This is a genomic window from Larkinella humicola (genome assembly GCF_008727875.1).
Classification (GTDB): Bacteria; Bacteroidota; Bacteroidia; order Cytophagales; family Spirosomataceae; genus Larkinella; species Larkinella humicola.
In genome coordinates this window covers 563332-581580 of record NZ_VTWS01000006.1, presented here as the reverse complement: position 1 = coordinate 581580, position 18249 = coordinate 563332, and the positions used below count along the sequence as shown (strand labels likewise).

Here is an 18249-nt window from a genome sequence, read left to right as displayed (position 1 = left end):
TTTCTGACCTGAAATGGGGAAGATTACGGCGTCTCAGGCAGATTTTTTGCGGACTTCGTCGCTTTTTCCGCACAAAAAAGCAGAACAAACTGTTATTCGGATACAGCTAAATTTGCATCGACCCGATTTCGACAATGCAATTTTCAACACACTTGTCATCAACCGTACAAACGCAGCAAACCAGCCATTCCATTTGGCAGGGAGCTGTTCAGGCGGGGTATCCCGCAGCCCTCTGGCGCCTTCCCAATCGAACTGACCGCGAATTAATTATTGACGCTTCCGGCACGGTGGCCACCGTTGCGATGGATTTTGAAGAATTGCCGATGGGCTTTGCCGTCAGCCCGTTTGTCAATCCGGACGCGGAACGTACCTTCTTTCTAAAAGCCGATTTTTACTGGCGTTTCGACGAAAATGGTACCATGCTGGCCGCCCAGAACAAACTGCCGACGGATCATCCGGCCTTTGAATCGCTCTTTCGGACCGACTCGAAAACCGTTAGCAAGGAAGCCATTCCAATCGTCAAAGTAATAAAATCGATTCAAAATCAGCAACTTGATTTTGAAGAAGCCGTAAGCCGGGCCATCCGCCAGATGGAGCGCGGAACGTTTCGGAAGGTGGTGTTGTCGCGCACCAAAACCATCCGGTTTGAAGAGCAGCCCGACATTCCGATGCTGTTCAATCGCCTTTGTCAGGCCTATCCGAATGCGTTTGTGTCTGCGGTTTATTTGCCGGATCGCAACCAGGTTTGGATTGGTGCCACGCCCGAACGACTGGTGAGCGTGGATGCCGACGGTATTTTTCGCACCGTTGCCCTGGCCGGTACCCAGTCGGCTTTTGATTCGGAAGGCCGGCAGAAACGGACGGCGGATGCGCCTTGGACGCAGAAAGAAATTGAAGAACAGGCGCTGGTTGGTCGCTACATCATCGGTTGTTTCAAGAAAATCCGCGTTCGGGAATACATCGAAGAAGGACCCCGAACCGTTGTTGCCGGCAACCTTATGCACCTTCGGTCGGATTATTCCGTCGATACGCAGGCCGTTAATTTCCCTCAACTCGGCACCGTGATGCTGCGGTTGTTGCACCCGACGTCGGCCGTTTGTGGCATGCCCCGCGAAACGGCTCAGGCCTTCATTCTGCAACACGAAGCCCACGAGCGCGAACTCTACAGCGGTTTTCTTGGCCCGGTCAATATAGCCCGCCAGAAAGGCCCGGAAACCGACCTGTTTGTCAACCTGCGCTGCATGAAACTGGAAGGGCAGGAGGGAACGCTCTACGCCGGTGCCGGGCTAACGGAGGACTCTTCGCCGGCAAAAGAATGGCGCGAGACGGAGCTGAAGTGCGATACAATGCTTTCGGTTATAACCCAATAAACGATGGATGATGAACGATGAACGGACGTGTCAGTCATTCCATCGTTCATCATCCATCGTTCTCTTTTTAAGCCTACACGTCATCATCCTCGTCTTCATCGAGGGTTAGTTCTTCTTCATCGACGGTTAGATCGTCGTCGTCATCATCGTCCGTAAGGGTGAGTTCCTCTTCGTCATATTCTTCATCTTCATCGGGGCCGTCAGTCAGTGCCGCAGAACCGCCGTAGCCACTGGTGTGCATGTTTTCGGGGTATTCTGCGTTCGAAGTGGGGGTGGTATCGGTTTCAGGCAGGCTGGTTGCAAGTGCCATAATCAATAGGGTTAAAGTGGAAATATCACTAAAACGCGGCTTGGGAAAGAAGGTTTGAAAGATTTTTGTCCATTGATGGAATGGCGGTTCGTCTTTAAAGTAGTGACCGCGCTATTTATCTGAAAGTCGTTTTCGGGTACGTAACCGATTTTTTAGCTTCAGACCCTGAAAGAAAAGGAGAGCCGGGGAAAGTTCACTATATTGGGGGGCAAATCCTAAACGATTTCCTTAACCCCGCATGAAGAATCCCGCATCGGTTTCACGCCGTGGATTTTTAGCCCGTTCCGGTATTTTACTGGCCGGAACGGCTGTCAGCCTGAACGGTTTGGCCGGAGTCCAGTCCGAACCCATCATCGACATTCACCAGCATACCGACTACATGGGCCGGACCCATGACCAGTTGATCGCGCACCAGCGGGCGATGGGCGTTACCACCACGATTCTGTTGCCCGCAGGCACCCCGGCTTTTGGGATGTCGACGCACAAGGGCGAGTCGAACGGACTGCAGGCCAAGTGCAGCGGCAATGAAACCTGCTACAACCTGGCCCGGCAACACCCGACCGAATTCCGGTTCGGAGCCAACGAAGTGCCGGATTTGCCGGATGCGACGCTGGAAATTGAAAAGTACCTGAAGCGGGGTGCTCCCATCATCGGGGAATCCAAATTCGGCGTGAAATGCGATTCGCCCGAGATGCAGCGAATCTACGAACTGGCTCAGAGCTACCGCGTTCCGGTGTTGATGCACTGGCAATACGGCATGTATAACCATGATTTCGCCCGGTTTCATACGATGCTGGAAAAATACCCGAAAGTCAATTTTATCGGACATGCCCAAACCTGGTGGGCCAACATCGATAAGGGACACCAGGACCAGACGGTTTTGTATCCGAAAACCAGCGTAACCCCCGGCGGCCTCACCGATCGGTTGCTGAGCGACTATCCCAATGTCTATGCCGACATGTCGGCCGGGTCGGGACTGAACGCCCTGCTGCGGGATGAAGAACACACCCGGGGTTTTCTGGACCGTCACCAGAACAAGATTTTGTATGGCAGTGATTGTCTGGATACGGCTGGCCACGGACCCACCTGCCAGGGTTCGCAAACCATTGCGGCCATCCGTCGGCTTTCGCCTTCCAAAACCATTGAGAGGAAAATCCTGTACGAAAATTCGAAAAAATTATTCCGGTTGTAGCCGACTCCACTAATCTGTCAAGACTCCTTTACCCACTTAAAAATGAACGAATACCGCCTAAATCGTCTGTTTTCGATTGCCTGCCTGCTGAGTATCGTCCTTTTTGCTTCCTGTTCAAAAAAGCGGTACGCCGATCCGTTGTCGCCCGCGGAAGCGCTTCAGAGTTTTCAGCTTCGGGACGGTTTCAAAATTGAGACCGTTGCTGCCGAACCGCTCATTGCCGATCCGGTGGATCTGGTATTCGATGAACAGGGGGTTGCCTACGTGGTGGAGATGGGCGATTATCCGGGCAAACCCGAAACCGGGAAGGGCAAAGGCAAAATACGGATGCTGGCCGATACCAATAACGACGGCCGGATGGACCGGTCGGTGATTTTTGCCGATTCCATCGCGGATGCGACCAGCGTACTGCCCTGGGAAGGCGGGTTGATTGTCGCGGCAGCCCCCGACATTCTCTTTCTGAAAGACACCAATGGCGACTTCCGGGCCGACACGCGGGAAGTGCTTTTCACCGGTTTTTTTGCGAACAATTCTGAAGCCCAGATCACGAGCCTTCGCTACGGAATCGACAACTGGATTTATGCCAACAACAACGGGCAGGAAGGTCAGATCCGGTTCAACCGGAAACCCGATGCCCCCCTGTTGACCGTCAATGGCGGGGATTTCCGGTTTCGGCTGGATCGCGGGTTGTTTGAAGCGGAGTCGGGTTCCGGTCAGTTTGGGCTGGCCATCGACGATTGGGGACATCGCTTTTTCACCCAAAATACCATTCACATCCAGCAGGCACCGATTGCCGGACGGTATCTGCGCCGAAATCCGCATTGGCCCGGCCCCAAATCGTCCGTCAATATTTCGGATCACGATCTGGTGATGTTTCAGCAAACGCCACCCCCGTACTGGCGCAAGGAACGCACCGAACGGCGGCAGAAGCAATACGCGGAAGCAAAACTGGATCGTCAGGAATACGCCGAAGACCATTTTACCGGTTCTTCCGGTGGCATATTTTACGACGGAGACGCCTTTCCATCCGACTATTACGGGTCGGTTTTTACGGGCGATGTAGCCGGGAATCTGATTCACCGCGATGTGCTGACACCGTTGGCCGACAGCCCCGTTTTCGTAGCCAAACGGGCTGAAGGCGAAACCGACCGCGAGTTTCTGGCATCCACCGATCCCTGGTTCCGGCCCGACAATCTGACCACCGGCCCCGATGGCGCGCTTTATGTGGTCGACTTTTACCGCCAGCACATTGAAACGCCGGTTTCAATTCCGGAGGATCTGAAAGAAGACATGGATTTCCTGAATGGCAACGACAAAGGACGAATTTACCGGATTCTGCCGACGACGGCGAAAAACCGCCCGGCTGTTTCACCCAATCTGCGAAACCGGAAACCGGCGGAGTTGGTCGAGGTGCTGGCGCATCCGAACCGGTGGTGGCGGTTGCAGGCGCAACGCCTGCTGCTGGAACGACGGGATCTGTCGGTGGTTCCGCAACTCAGGACTTTATTGGCACAACACCAGGATCCGCGCGTCCGGCTGCACGCGTTCTATACGCTCGAAGGACTGAATGCCCTCAGCCGGGATTTGGTTCAGAAGGCCATGCAGGACGCGCATCCCGGCGTTCGTGAACACGGTCTGATGCTGGCCGAACGGTACCCTGATTTACTGCCTCAATTGCTCAAAATGATCGGCGATTCGTCCGTGCAGGTGGCGTTGCAGGCGTGTTTGAGTGCGGGTCAATTCACGAACCCCGCCGTTGTTGCGGCACTGGCGCAGGTGGTTCAAAAGCACAGCGAAAACGGCTGGTTCCGAACCGCAGTGCTGAGTTCTCCGGCGGGTTCGTCGCCGGAATTGCTGAGTACACTCCTGAATCAGAAGGCCTTTTTTAGTGATACAACTGCCGGAAAAATGACGTTTCTGGCGGATTTTTCGCACATCGTGGGCCGTCGGAACCAACCCGCCGAAGTAACCCGGTTTCTGGGATTCTTAAACAGCCCAACCCAGCGAAAAGAAAGCTGGCAGGTGGCAGGTTTAACCGGATTGGCCGAAGGAATAACCAAAGCTGAAACCAGAACCGACGGCAACGCCGAAGTAACCAAAGCACTCCAAAGTCTGGAAAATACGGCTCGGGCAGAAGATGTAAAAAAAGCGATCCGTGCCGTACGGGAAGCGTTAGCAAAACCGCCTTCGATCTGATTACAAACGCCTTGTCATTGATGAATGTACTGAAATCCCGCCGTTTTTTTCTGCAACGCTGTGCGTCGATCGGCTTGGTATTGACCAGTGGAACCGTCCTGCTGACCAACTGCGATTCTAAACCAACCACCCAAACCGATGAAACGAAAAAACCGGCAGCCAATCCCTGTGAAGATTATTCCGGACTGAGTGAGGGCGATCTGAAAACCCGCCAGGGACTGGGCTATGTAACCCAATCGCCCAGCTCCGACAAGCAGTGTAGCACTTGCAACCTGTGGTTACCGCCCGCAGCGGGCAAGGCCTGTGGCGGTTGCATGTTGTTCAAAGGCCCGGTGTATGCCACGGCCAACTGTACCTACTGGGCTCCGCAGGTAAAAGGCTAACGGGCCTGTTTTTTGGCAACAAACTGGACCCCTTCGATCGTTACTCCTTAAAAACTTCCCCCCAGGGCTTTCAGTAAAGCCACGGTATACGATGCCCGTTGGCCCTGAAGCAACACCAACTGGCGTTCGGAGTCGAGAACGGTGCGTTGGGAATCCAGCACTTCCAGAAACGTCGTCAGACCTTTCGTATAAAGCTCCCGGTTGAGTCGTTCGGTATACCGGGCCGATTCGAGGGCCAGATTTTGAGCGTCAATTTGCGCACGCATGCTCTGCAGATTGTCCAGGGCGGTTTCGGCTTCGCGCTGGGCCACCAGCATCCGTTGCTGATAGGAGGCATCGGCAGTTTTGAATTGCTGTTGAGCCAACCGGATGTTTTGCTGATTCCGTTTTCCTTCAAAAATGGGGACACTGGCGTTGACGCCGAGCAGATAGGTCATACTGGCCGGGAAAAACAGAGTACCGATGCGGCCCGTCAGCGTTCCCCCGGCCCCCACGAGGTTGATGCGGGGATAAAGGGCCGCCCGGTTGACCAGAATCTGGACATTGGCTACCTGTGATTGCTGTTCGGCCTGAAAAAGATCCGGCCGACGGCGCAGTTGATCGGCCGAAATGGCGGTGAAAGGCAGTTCCGGAAAACCGGTTCCCAACCGTCCGACGGGGACATAAAAGGTAGCGGGGTCCTGCCCGCAAAGGCCCGACAAACCGTTGACGAGTTCGGTGCGGCTGCGTTCCAGACCCAGCAACTGAACCCGCACGTTGGCAATGTCGGTTTCGGCCCGTTTGGCGTCGATTTCGTTGGTCAACCCGGCCTGAAAACGGGCGCGGATGATGGAAATTGTGGAATCCCGAAGGCCGATGTTGCGCCGGAGGACGGCCTGCTCACTGTCGTTGGCGCGAATGAGGTAATAAAGCCGGGCTACTTCCGAAGCCACGATCAGTTGCGTAATCTGGACGTCCGATTCCGTAACCTGCCGTTGCAAGTCGGTAACCCGGACGGTATTGCGAATCCGCTTGAACAAATCTACTTCGTAGCTGGCGTCGATGGGCAAAACCTGCAAAGAGTTGAGTTGCAAACGCGGCAACTTGTCGGTGGCAACCGGAATGGCAATCGGGCGGTATTGCGATAGGCTTTGGGTATTGAAATTCAGGCTGCTACGAACCGACGGAGACAGGAATGACTCGGCCACCCGAACCCGTATCCGGGCTTCCTCGACCCGGCTGACGGCCACCCGGATGTCGGGATTGCTGGTCAGGCCCAGATCGATCAGGGAATCCAGCGTCCGGTCCCGAAAAACCGCCCAACCGTCGCGAACCGTATTCGTTTGATAGGATGCGGAAGCCACCGTACCGGCCGAAGCGCTTCCTGAAGAAGTCGCCGACTGCGCGTGGGCAACCGAACTGCCAAGCATTAAAAACATTAAACTGTAAAGCGCCGATTTTCTCATACTTTTTGTTTTGTCGCAGAAGTCTGCCCCTGCACCTTAATCCGAACCTGCTGCCCGTCCTTGAGTCGGTCGTTGGGATTCGTCACTACCTGTTCCTGCCCTTTCAGGCCGTCCAATACTTCGAGGGTCGTGCCAAAATCACGGCCTAGCGTGATGGGCTGGAAACGCAGCACCCGGTTGGGTTGCACCACCACGATGCGTGGCCCTTCCGACGTCACCAGCAACGTATTCGCCGGAATGAGCACGGGCGGGTGAATCGTGTTCAGACTGAATTTCACCTGTCCGTATAATCCCGACACCAGTTCCTGGTTCCGGTTGGGAATTGCCACTTCAGCCAGCAAAGTTCGCGATTCCGTGCGTAAGGTACCGGATGTGCGAACTACTTTTCCGGTAAAAGTTTTGTTCAGTTCCGGTACGTTGATCGATGCCGTCATCCCGATTTTGATCAACTGATAATAGGTTTGGGGTACATCGACATACACCCGGAGCGTGTCCAGTTGCGAAATCGTAAACATCGGGATCGCCCCGCCACTGCCCGTTGAAACCAGATTGCCAACTTCGGCATTGCGGGCGGTAATGATGCCGTTGAACGGTGCCCGGATTTCCTGCAGGGCTTTCAGGGCTTCCAGTCGCCGGAGGTTGGCCTGATTCATCTCGTAAGTGGCCTGCCGGTTGTCCAGATCCTGCTGGGAAATAGCACCAGGAAGGCTCACACTTTTTAGCCGATCCAGGTTCGATTGGGCCAGCCGGACATCGGCGCGGGCGCGGATCAACTCTTGATCGAGTTCAGGCGCTTCCACCGTTGCCAGCATCTGACCGTTGCGGACTTTCGAACCGATGTCGACAAACCGCCGTTTCAGAAAACCCTGTGTACGGGCGTAGACCGGCGTTTCGCGGAAGGGCATGATCTGCCCCGGCAGCAGCAAACCGGTCGAGTCGTCGGAATGGCTAACGGACGTAACCGTGACCAGTTCCTGCCGGTTTTTCTGCTCATCGGCTTCCGCCCGAAGCTCTTGCGAGTTGTGAATGCGCGGCAGAACCCCGACAAAGACAAACAGCAGGATCAATCCTAAAAGTACGAACCAAATCCAGATGCGTCGCATGGTTGGGAATAGAAAGAAGTATAAACTAATTTTGTTTTTTGCCTGCTAAATAACTGAAAACCACGGGAACAAACAGCAGCGTAGTAAACGTCGCCAGGAGCAAACCGCCGATGACGGCCCGGCCCAGCGGAGCATTTTGCTCCCCGCCTTCGCCAATGCCCAACGACATCGGTAACATCCCGATCACCATGGCAATGGCCGTCATCAGAATGGGGCGCAGACGGGTTCGGCCCGCTTCCATCGCGGCTTCAAGGGCATTGAAATTGACGGCCGGCAGGTGATCTTTTGCAAAGCTAACCAATAAAATACTATTCGCCGTGGCTACCCCGACGCTCATGATGGCCCCCATCAGCGACGGAATGCTGAACGTGGTATGCGTCAGGAACAGGAGCCAGACCATGCCGCAAAGTGCCCCCGGAAGCGCCGTAATGATGATGAACGGATACCGGAACGACTGGAAATTGACCACCATCAGCAAATACACCAGCATGGCGGCAAAGACGATGCCGATGCCCAGCCGGGAAAATGCACTGTTCATGCTTTCTACCTGACCCCGAATCAGAATCTGATTACCCGGTTTTAACTGGGTGCGGTATTCGGCCAGAATTTTCTCAATGCCATCGGAAACCGCACCGAGGTCCGTGCGTTCCACGGAGGCATAAATGTCATAGGTGGGTTGGGTATTGACGCGGTTGATGATGACCGGCGACAGTTTTCGCTCCACGCGTGTGACGTTGCTCAGGAGCTGGGGTGTCGAACGACCCTGACTCACCGCCATTGGCGTTTGCAGCATCTTATCGAGCGTATTCAGGCGGTAGGGGGGCGTTTGAACGGCAATCAGATACGGAAAACCGGTCTGTGGATCAGGCCAGAAGTTGGGCGTCACCTGCGCGGTTCCGCTCATCGAAATCATGAGGTTCGTCGCAATTTTCTGCTCATTCAGACCCAGTTGCCCCGCCCGTTCCCGGTCGACGTTGACAAACAGTTCCGGCGCATCCAGCACCTGGTGCAGGTGAACATCCACGGCTCCTGGTACCTGGGCAATTTTCTGCTGGAGTTCCCGGGCAATTTTGAGGTTATTCCCCCGGTCGAAACCCATCACCTGCACGTCGATGGGGGCCGTTAATCCGAAGTTCAGAATCTGGCTGACGATGTCGGCGGGTTGGAAAAAGAAGGTGACATCCGGCAATTCTTCCCGAAAAACCTGCCGGAGTTTTCGGATGTAGTCCTGCGTGGGGCGGCTTTTTTCGTCGTTCAGCGACACCAGCAGTTCGGCATCGGCGGCACTAATCGATGAATTGTCCGAGAAAATGAAGTTATACCGCTCACTGGTCAAGCCGATGTTGCTGATGATCGAACCTACTTCCTGACCCGGAATCACCTCACGGACGAGGGCTTCCGTACGGCTGGCAATTCGCTCGGTTTCCTCCAGTCGACTCCCGGCGGGTGCCCGCAGGTGCAGTCGGAACTGCCCGGCGTCGACACTGGGGAAAAAGTCGCGGCCAATGAAGGGGATCATGGCCGAGGTAAACAGGATCACCAGGAGGAATACCGCCAGCACCGACCGGCGGTGGCTCAACGCCCATTCCAGCCCTTTCAGGTAACGGTTTTGCAGCCGATCAAACCCCCGGTTGAAGCGAGTGTGTAAATTCACCCTGTCAGCGGTCGGAGACCCTGACAGCGGTGAGTTTTTGACAACACCTCCACCGCTGTCAGGGTCTCCGACCGCTGACAGGGTGGGGGTGTGAGACTCCCCACGCAGCATCAAATCCGCCATCATCGGTACCAGTGTCCGCGACAGGAGGTAGGACGCCATCATGGCGAAAACGACGGCCAGGGCCAGGGGACCAAACAAGAACCGGGCGGGGCCTTCCAGAAACAGAACCGATACGAAGACGATACAAATCGTCAGCGTGGCCACCAGCGTTGGCGTCGCAATCTGGTGGGCACCTTCCAGAATCGCTTCCCGAAGCGGCAGTCCCAGTTCTTCGTTGCGGTGAATATTTTCAATGGTAACCGTGGCGTCATCGACCAGAATCCCGATGGCCAGCGCCAGACCGCCGAGGGTCATGATGTTCAGCGTTTCGCCCATCAAATACAAAACCGTCAGGGAGGCCAGGATCGAAAGCGGAATTGAAACCGCCACAATGAGCGTGCTGCGCCAGCTTCCCAGAAACAGCAGAATCATGGCCGCCGTTAGCAAAGCCGCAATCAGGCCTTCGACCACCACGCCGTGAATGGACGCCCGAACAAAGACCGACTGGTCGAAAAGACCGACAATTTTCAGGTTGCTCGGTGCGGCTGCGCGCAGGGTCGGGATAATTTCGTTCTGGATTTTATCGACAATGGCCGTGGTGGAGGCATTTCCGATTTTGACGATGCTCATCAACACCCCCCGGCCGCCGTCCTGTTTCACGACGTTGGTCTGGATAGAGGAACCATCGTGGACGTTGGCGACGTCGCGCATGTGGATGGTGACGCCGTTAACGGCTTTCACCGGAATATCGTTCAGGGACTCGATCACATCCGGTTTGGTGTTCAGCCGGACCACATATTCACGTTCGGCCAGGCGCAACTGACCACTGGGCAAGGTCAGGTTCTGGGCCGAAACCGCATTCACCACTTCTTCGGGCGTGACGCCCCGCGAAATCAGCAGATCGGGGTCAAGATCGACCATGATCTGGCGCGTTTTTCCGCCGAATGGTTGGGACAACCGGCTTCCCTGCACCGTAGAGATCTGTGGTCGAATCCGGGTGGTGCCGTAGTCGGTGATCTGCGATTCGGTCAGGCTATCGCTCGACAGCCCCAATTGCAAGACCGGGACGTCGGTAGCATTATACCGGACAATGAGCGGAGGCTGGGTGCCGGGCGGCATCCGGAGACGGATCGTCTGGGCGATGGCGGTCACCTGCGACATGGCCTCCTCAATCTTGACCGTGGGCTGAAAATAGACCTTCAGCACGGCGGTTCCGTTATACGTCTGCGATTCCAGCCGCTGCACATCGCTCACGTTGTTGATGATCGACGTCTCGCTGAAGTTGGTGATCATCTTCTCCATCTCGTTGGTCGACAGGCCCGTATAACCCCAAATGACCGATACGACGGGAATGTTGATGCGCGGAAAAATGTCGGTGGGCATCTGCACGATGGACACAACGCCCATGATCAGAATCAGCAAGGCCATCACGGCGATGGTGTACTTTTTCTCAAGCGCTAAACGGACAATCCACATGACAGATAATCGGGAAAAGTAGAGGGCTACTTTGACTGAAAATTGAACAAATCGAAGGAGAGATGGCGAGGAACCGCTTTGTTGTAACAACAGCTATTAACTTTAAAAAGGTTTCGGTAACTCTATAGATTTATGTAAGTTCTTCGTATTGCCAAATAATCTATTGTATCAACGGGTTTTGCCACGTTCAATACCGAACCGTTATTGGGTGTTTTATCGGTCATTCCTTCGGGATTTTAGACCTGTCTCGTTGGTCTTCCCGGTTGAAGCCCGCCGTAAGAAGGAGAATGGAATGCAAAGAATCCCGTAGAGATGATCGTTCGAAGGGAGGACGTTTTTATAGCCGAATTGATTACAATTGATGATCGTCTCGCTCCCGAAGCGCGGAGGTAGCCCGGGAGGGAGGTGCTGGGGTAGTGGGTTGTCCGGGCGTGGGGATGGGTTGGACGCCGGGGCGGGGCGGCTCCGGGGCGGGGCCAAACAGCCGGTTGAACGAACGTGTATACTGAATACTCATTCCGCCCCCGGTCGTCAGCGTTCCGTAGGTTGTCGCATTCAGCGAGCCGAGTTGATTCTGGTTCCGGTTATACATTTTCAACCGAAGCTGGCCGTCGGGCGAAAGCCAGTATTCCAGCGTCCATTCGCCGAGCAGACTGGCCACGCTGGTCTGGTTTTGTCCGTACGTAAAACCGCCATCCCGGCTGATGCGGAACCGGTCGTTGAAGCGGTAGGATAACCGAACCTGAAGGTTATTGACCAGATTTTGATCCAGGCCATTCAGTGAAACGCCCACATCCAGGTTCTTGTCCAGCGTCGACGCCAGGCGGCTGATCTGGTTCGAAAGCAATTCACTCAGGCTGTTGGTCAATCCTGAACCCACCACATTGCTGCTCGTGGGCGAAGCCGGATCGATCAGGCCCAGGCCTTCGCCGGGAGCCAACTGACTGAACAACAGAATGCTGCTCACCTGACGGCCCAATTCCTGATCGTTGCTTTGCAGGCGCGACTCAAAGGCCGCCACCGCCTGCCGGAAATCCGGTTGTTGCGGGTATTCTTTGACTTTCAGGTCGTAGGAAATATCCGGAGCCAGCAGCCGACCGTTTAAATTGATCAGCAAATCGACCGGGTACCGGCGGGTACGATCCGGGTTATTGGACGAATTGGACGAATAATATTGGAGAATCGGTGCCAGCGAAGCGTATTGCGTGTAGGCGGTTTTGACATCGACCATTGCTTCATACGGGTCGCCGGTCCAGGTGATGCGGCTATTGGGCAGCATCTGAAACCGTTTGTTGATCACGTTTTCAAACGTAAACGTGTATTCGCCCTGCTGAATTTCGTAGGCCCCCGTCATCGTGAAATCGCCTTTGGTGTCGATCCGCATCGCCAACTGCCCGCTGCCGTAGGCCTTGATGATGTCGCCGGTTTGGCGATCCAACTGAATTTCGCAGTAGGCGTCGGGCGTGATCGACAGGTTGAAATCCATCCGAATGCCCGACAGGTCGACCTCGGGCTGGTTGCTCTGCGCACTGTCACGTTGGGCCGGACTGACGTTGATAAATCGAATCACTTCTTCCTTGGAAACCGAAGCGGCCTGGTCGAGCGGAATGTAAATCCGCGTTCCCCGGTTGCTGGTGACGTTGGCACGAATGGCCAGATTGTCGAACGGGCCTTCGATTCCCGCCCGCCCGCTCACCACGGCGGTGCCATAAAACTGGTCATTGTCTTTGAGCGTTGTGTTCAGAATCTTGAAATTCTTCATGTCCACGACGTTCAGATCCACCGTAAAATATTTGAAACCGTCGTGAAATACCCCGCCCTGTAACGTAGCCCGCCCGCCGTTCAGGTCCGTCAAAACCATGTTTTTGGCAACAATTTCGCTGGGACCAAAATAGATTTTATCCGAAAAGCCGAGATCCGCTTTCAGGTAATCGAGGGTCAGTTTTCCGTTGGTGATGTCGACGGTTCCCCCCAGCACCGGGCTACCGGCTTTGCCTTTGATTGTGACGATTCCGGTGGCCGTTCCACTGATGTTTGAGGCTATGTCTTTGACAAATGGTTCCACCAGCCGCAGGTCGGTACCGTCCAGAACCGCCTTTAGATCAAGCGGATTCGCGGCCGATTCGCCCGGCGTATACATACCGGTGATGGCCAGCACTTCGCGGTCGAGCCGCCGGATTCGCGTGTCCAGATTGATTCGGTTCGACTGGTCGAGCGTGCTGCGGTTGACGACGTTACCGATCAGAAAATCATTGTATTTCAACGAGTCGATGGTGATGGCACCATCCAGCAGCGGCAAACCGTAGAGCCCCCGCACGGCCACTTTTCCATTGGCAACCCCCGAAACCTTGGTTTTAAGAACCGGATTCAGTGTTTCCAGTAAGAAGTTTTTAGTCTCGATATCCAGCGTCTGCAACGAATCTTGTGAGGCTTTTCCGCTAACCGAAATCAACTGGTTTCGGTTGGAAACCGCCAGATTCCGAACGGTAATTTCCGGCCCGACGATCCGGATCAGGTTTTCGGGCGAGATGGTCCAGGTGCTGTCCAGCAACCGAAACTTCGACCGTTCCAGTTCGATGTCGATGGCGTCGCCCTTGAACGTCAGCGATCCGTTCAGATCGGCCCGGTTGGTGCTTTTCTGCTGGTGCAGGCTGGTCGTGAAATCAATGTGGTTCACGTCCCAGGAGGCCTCGGCCTGCAAGTTTTCGGTGGCCGCCAGCGAACCAAATTGCTGTTGGGTCGAATTGATGATCAGCGACGCCAGCACATCCGGCGAGTTGACGAATTTGGAGGTATTGAGGTCGACGGTGCTTTTGTAAAAATTATACTCATCAAATTTCAGCGTATCGATCGTGCCGTTCAGCGTTAGCAGCGAGGACTGATCGACCCCAAACCGGCCTTCCAGTTTGGTGTTGGGCGATACGTAAAGCGATGGATAAACGAGGGTGAGCAGGGGCTGCGAATTTTTCAGCAGGAAAGAATAATCAATGTTGTAGGGCGTAACCGACAGCGGTTTTCGCAGTTTTTCCTGGTAATAGGCGGCCAGTCCGGCGGCATTTCCGGCAAAATTAAGGCGGTATTCCTTCGCAATCCGGTTCAGATCGTCGGCGACCTGCGTCAACTGAAAATTGCCTTTCAGGTCGGCGTCGAGGTAATCGGAATTGATGCTGATCGACCGTTCATTGCCGGTAATGGCCGACGACATGAACAGCGTATCCAGCACCAGACTGCGTTTTCCGTAGGTGACGAACGTATTCAGCAGCCGGGCGTTGCCGACCAGTTCGTTGAGCGTGTTGCCCTGCAATTGAACATCCAGATCGCTCCGAACAATCAGGCTGTCGTCCAGCAGGTTCGTGGCCAGAAAATTCGCCTGTTGAACCGTGCCGCGCACATCGAACAGGTTTTTCGGTCCCCGCAGGTCAAAGGCTCCATTCAGGTTGAAGGTCAGGTTCGTGTCTTTGACGCTGACCAGCCCCCGGAAAAAAGACTGCTGTAAATTTCCCTGAACGACCAGGTTGCGGTAGTTGTATTTCTGAAAACCGACGCGGGAAAATTGCGCATTCAGATCCAGCGAACCGTCTTTGATAGTCAATCCGCGACCCACGAACTTGCCCTGACCGTCGACCCGTTGCAGCAGATCCGGCCGGTCGATGAGCGAACCGACGTTGATGTCTGACAGCTTCAGATTGCCGCTGTAGGTGGTCCGCTGATCGCCGTTCAGGTGCAGCGCGAGGTCGCCCGAAACCATCCCAATGCCGGTTTTAAACGTCCCGACGGTTTTGAAATCGATGAACCGACCGGCGTAGGTGGCCGCAAAATCGACCGTTCCGAGCTTTCTGGCAATGGTATTGAACGCCGAGTCGGAATAATACGGGCGTATGTCGGCCATAGTGACCTGCGAAGGTTTAAACCGAAAATCCACCACGGTATTGACATCACTGTCCGGTAAACCCTTGAAGGCCAGATCGCCCACCAGTCGGCTCCGGAAGTTGGCGCCAAACCGGATGTCGGCGTTGGTCACTTTGAAATTGCGAATCCGACCCACGTAATCGCCCGTTGCACGGGCGACGTCAAAGTTGTTGTTGAAATACGACGTAAACGGAGCCAGATCCTGCGCCCGAACAACGGCGTTCCGCAGGTTGGCCCGCATCACCACCTCGTCGTTAAACTCGTTGAAAGCCGAAAAACTGTCGTAGGAAAAAACCAGGCGGTTGCGAACCGTCGACCCGTTGATGCGGGCAAACAGGCTGTCAAGCCGCATTTCCTTCGCGCAATACAGGAACTTCGTATCCAACCGGTGAATCCGCAGGTTGGCCTGTTTTTCGAAGCCTTTCATGCGGCCGATGTTGACGGCAATGGTATCGCCCAGCAGCAGAAAACTGTTCAGGTTGGCGCTTAAACCACTGACCAGAAAGTGATTATAATCGAAAAGCCGCCCGTTCATGGTCGGCTTTCGCATGTCATTGTATGTAAACTCGCCGTCGATGAGGGTGGCTTTACCGATGGTAAACGGGATATTTTGATTGGCGATGGACGGTTTGGTCGTATCGCGGGTCATCTCGTTGATCCGTTCCAGGAAATCATCGATGTTGAGGTTGCCGGTTTTGGCATCCTTCACCAGGGCCACGTGCGGTTGATACAACAGCACTTCATCCAGGTGGATGTCGGTGGCGGAATTGTTGATCAGCGTTTCGAGAGCGAGCGTAACTTCGAGACGGCCAACACTGATCATCGGCTTCAGATCGCGGTTGCGGATTGTCACTTCCTCCAGCGTCACCGAGTTGACCCAGACATTGGGGAACGAGAAATTAATATCGATTTTTTGAATGTCGACCGGGAATAGCAGCTTTTCGGAAACCCGTTGGGCTGCGTAACGCACCAGTTTCGTCTGAACTGCCGGGATTTGCAGACCGACTCCCACGATTCCGACCACCAGCAATACAACCAGAATGGTGTAGAGCAGAGTTTTAAGAAGTATGGTGAAAAATGAACGCATCCAGATGCAATGAACAAGGACCGGTGAATAATGAATGGCAATTCGTGCGTGTTGGTTCCAAACAGAAATCAGAAGGACCGCAAAAGGTTTTTCATTTCGGTCCGCCGACGCGGTTCATTGTTCATTATTCATTAATTTTGAAAAATGACAATTTTGGCAATTGAATCTTCGTGCGACGAGACGTCGGCTGCTGTATGTGTTAACGGAAAAATACAATCTAATGTTGTAGCTACGCAGTTAATCCACGAACAGTATGGTGGAGTCGTCCCCGAACTGGCTTCGCGCGTACACCAGCAACGGATCGTGCCGGTGGTCGAACGCGCGCTGCATGAAGCAAATATACAGAAAAACGCGCTAACTGCGGTAGCTTTTACGCGCGGCCCGGGTTTATTAGGGTCACTTTTGGTCGGCACCTCGTTTGCCAAAGCTCTGGCCCTGGCGCTGGACATTCCGCTCATCGAAGTCCACCACATGCAGGCCCATGTTCTGGCCCATTTCATTGACGAACAGACCATTCCGCAGTTTCCGTTCCTGTGTCTGACCGTCAGTGGCGGTCATACGCAAATTGTACTGATCCGGGATCATCTGGACATGGAAATTATTGGCCAAACCCAGGACGATGCCGTGGGGGAAGCTTTCGATAAAACTGCTAAACTGCTCAACTTGCCCTATCCGGGTGGTCCGCTCATCGACCGATACGCGCAGCAGGGCAATCCGCTGGCCTACCCGTTTCCGGAGGTCGAAATGCCAGGACTGGATTTTTCGTTCAGTGGTATTAAAACCGCCTTTCTGTATTTCCTGCGCGACCGCATGAAGGCCAACCCGGATTTTATTGAGCAGAATCTGCCGGATATTTGCGCCAGCATCCAGCACACCCTTATCAAAATTCTGCTGACCAAACTGCGGAGAGCTGCCCGGCAAACCGGCATCCGCGAAATCGCGCTGGCGGGCGGGGTTTCGGCCAATTCCGGTTTGCGGGCGTCGCTGGCTGATCTGGGACGGCAGGAGGGCTGGAACGTCTACATTCCGAAGTTTGAATACTGTACCGATAACGCGGCTATGATTGCAATGGCGGCCCATTTCAAGTATTTGAAGGGCGAGTTTACGTCGCAGGAAGTGAGTCCGCTGCCGCGTTGGTAAAACGGTTTTGCTCCCCATCGAACACCGCCTTACCTTTGACGCATGGACACGCCTGTTTTAAAAGAAATCCGGATTTATCCCATCAAATCGCTGGGCGGTATTTCGCTTTCCGAAGCCGAGGTCGAACCGAAAGGCTTTCGCTACGATCGCCGGTGGATGCTGGTGAAACCCGACGGAACGTTTTTGACGCAACGGGAAAATACCGTCATGGCGCTGGTCGAGGTCGAACTGACCGACCGGCATCTGCGCGTTTACCACCGCCATCGCCCGGATGACGTACTGGAAATTCCCCTGGAAAAAACAACGGAAGAGTCCCTGACGGCGTATGTGTGGGATCGTCAGGCGGTTGATTCCCTGGTCGTTAGCCCGGAAGCGGACGAGTGGTTTAGCCGACTGCTCGGTTTTCCGTGCCGCCTGGTGTATATGCCCGATGACTCGCTGCGGCCGGTCGATCCGAAATACGCCCAGCCCGACGATGTGGTCAGTTTTGCCGACGGTTTTCCGTACCTGGTCATCAGCACGGATTCGCTGAACGAACTGAATCGCCGGGTGGAACAGCCGCTGGAGATGATTCGTTTTCGGCCCAATCTGGTGGTAGAGGGCGTTTTGCCGCACGACGAAGATACCTGGTATCACTTCAAAATTGGCGAGTTGACCTTCTTTGGCGTGAAACCATGCGCCCGCTGCGTACTGACAACCATCGACCCGGAATCGGGCGAAAAAGGGAAAGAACCGCTCAAAACGCTGGCGACCTATCGCAGGCTAGACAGCAAAATCCTGTTCGGCCAGAATGTGCTGGCTGAAACGACGGGGCTCCTGCGCGTTGGCGATCCGGTGACGATCCTCGAACAACGACCGGCCCGACTGCCATTTTCCCGGTAA

At 54.7% G+C, this 18249-nt stretch carries 11 protein-coding genes; 6 read left to right on the top strand and 5 right to left on the bottom strand.

Translation table 11 applies throughout. The annotated features are described in order from the left end of the window. Positions 1 to 134 precede the first annotated feature (134 nt). Complete coding sequence (locus tag F0P93_RS23915) at positions 135 to 1370, top strand: isochorismate synthase (protein WP_150880246.1); 1236 nt, start codon at positions 135 to 137, stop codon at positions 1368 to 1370. A gap of 73 nt (positions 1371 to 1443) precedes the next feature. On the opposite strand, the gene F0P93_RS31575 is transcribed toward F0P93_RS23915, so the two are convergent. Then, positions 1444 to 1680, bottom strand: coding sequence for a hypothetical protein (locus F0P93_RS31575; RefSeq protein ID WP_191908904.1), 237 nt, complete (start codon positions 1678 to 1680; stop codon positions 1444 to 1446). Between the two features lie 238 nt (positions 1681 to 1918). On the opposite strand from F0P93_RS31575, the gene F0P93_RS23905 reads away from it, so the two are divergent. From F0P93_RS23905 to F0P93_RS23895, 3 genes are read left to right on the top strand one after another with little or no spacing between them, the layout of a single operon-like run. Continuing rightward, positions 1919 to 2872, top strand: coding sequence for an amidohydrolase family protein (locus F0P93_RS23905; RefSeq protein ID WP_150880245.1), 954 nt, complete (start codon positions 1919 to 1921; stop codon positions 2870 to 2872). 42 nt (positions 2873 to 2914) lie between these two features. Beyond that, entirely contained in the window at positions 2915 to 5068 is a 2154-nt protein-coding gene (locus F0P93_RS23900; protein ID WP_150880244.1) for a PVC-type heme-binding CxxCH protein, read from the top strand. 20 nt (positions 5069 to 5088) lie between these two features. After that, positions 5089 to 5451: a high-potential iron-sulfur protein gene (locus F0P93_RS23895; RefSeq protein ID WP_150880243.1), complete on the top strand. Its 363-nt coding sequence runs from the start codon at positions 5089 to 5091 to the stop codon at positions 5449 to 5451. Between the two features lie 47 nt (positions 5452 to 5498). Here the strand turns inward: F0P93_RS23895 and F0P93_RS23890 are convergent, their stop codons facing one another. The 4 genes from F0P93_RS23890 to F0P93_RS23875 all read right to left on the bottom strand — a co-directional run bounded on the left by F0P93_RS23890 (position 5499) and on the right by F0P93_RS23875 (position 16227). Then, positions 5499 to 6869, bottom strand: a complete 1371-nt coding sequence (locus F0P93_RS23890; protein WP_225309616.1) for an efflux transporter outer membrane subunit — start codon at positions 6867 to 6869, stop codon at positions 5499 to 5501. Between the two features lie 23 nt (positions 6870 to 6892). Further along, positions 6893 to 7999, bottom strand: a complete 1107-nt coding sequence (locus tag F0P93_RS23885) for an efflux RND transporter periplasmic adaptor subunit (protein ID WP_150880241.1) — start codon at positions 7997 to 7999, stop codon at positions 6893 to 6895. Between the two features lie 25 nt (positions 8000 to 8024). Further along, a complete protein-coding gene (locus tag F0P93_RS23880; RefSeq protein ID WP_150880240.1) occupies positions 8025 to 11231 on the bottom strand; it encodes an efflux RND transporter permease subunit in 3207 nt (1068 codons plus the stop codon). Between the two features lie 352 nt (positions 11232 to 11583). Continuing rightward, positions 11584 to 16227, bottom strand: a complete 4644-nt coding sequence (locus F0P93_RS23875) for a translocation/assembly module TamB domain-containing protein (RefSeq protein WP_150880239.1) — start codon at positions 16225 to 16227, stop codon at positions 11584 to 11586. A 144-nt stretch (positions 16228 to 16371) separates the two neighbouring features. Between F0P93_RS23875 and tsaD the strand changes: the two genes are divergently transcribed. Both tsaD and F0P93_RS23865 read left to right on the top strand, forming a co-directional pair. Continuing rightward, positions 16372 to 17367, top strand: a complete 996-nt coding sequence (tsaD, locus tag F0P93_RS23870; protein WP_150880238.1) for a tRNA (adenosine(37)-N6)-threonylcarbamoyltransferase complex transferase subunit TsaD — start codon at positions 16372 to 16374, stop codon at positions 17365 to 17367. A gap of 42 nt (positions 17368 to 17409) precedes the next feature. Next, positions 17410 to 18249: an MOSC domain-containing protein gene (locus F0P93_RS23865; RefSeq protein WP_150880237.1), complete on the top strand. Its 840-nt coding sequence runs from the start codon at positions 17410 to 17412 to the stop codon at positions 18247 to 18249.

What these genes read in the sequence shown, in the direction of transcription:
- F0P93_RS23915 (WP_150880246.1), top strand. Translation starts at nt 135, where the DNA reads ATGCAATTTTCAACACACTTGTCATCAACCGTACAAACGCAGCAAACC.
- F0P93_RS31575 (WP_191908904.1), bottom strand. Translation starts at nt 1,680, where the DNA reads ATGGCACTTGCAACCAGCCTGCCTGAAACCGATACCACCCCCACTTCG.
- F0P93_RS23905 (WP_150880245.1), top strand. Translation starts at nt 1,919, where the DNA reads ATGAAGAATCCCGCATCGGTTTCACGCCGTGGATTTTTAGCCCGTTCC.
- F0P93_RS23900 (WP_150880244.1), top strand. Translation starts at nt 2,915, where the DNA reads ATGAACGAATACCGCCTAAATCGTCTGTTTTCGATTGCCTGCCTGCTG.
- F0P93_RS23895 (WP_150880243.1), top strand. Translation starts at nt 5,089, where the DNA reads ATGAATGTACTGAAATCCCGCCGTTTTTTTCTGCAACGCTGTGCGTCG.
- F0P93_RS23890 (WP_225309616.1), bottom strand. Translation starts at nt 6,869, where the DNA reads ATGTTTTTAATGCTTGGCAGTTCGGTTGCCCACGCGCAGTCGGCGACT.
- F0P93_RS23885 (WP_150880241.1), bottom strand. Translation starts at nt 7,999, where the DNA reads ATGCGACGCATCTGGATTTGGTTCGTACTTTTAGGATTGATCCTGCTG.
- F0P93_RS23880 (WP_150880240.1), bottom strand. Translation starts at nt 11,231, where the DNA reads ATGTGGATTGTCCGTTTAGCGCTTGAGAAAAAGTACACCATCGCCGTG.
- F0P93_RS23875 (WP_150880239.1), bottom strand. Translation starts at nt 16,227, where the DNA reads ATGCGTTCATTTTTCACCATACTTCTTAAAACTCTGCTCTACACCATT.
- tsaD (WP_150880238.1), top strand. Translation starts at nt 16,372, where the DNA reads ATGACAATTTTGGCAATTGAATCTTCGTGCGACGAGACGTCGGCTGCT.
- F0P93_RS23865 (WP_150880237.1), top strand. Translation starts at nt 17,410, where the DNA reads ATGGACACGCCTGTTTTAAAAGAAATCCGGATTTATCCCATCAAATCG.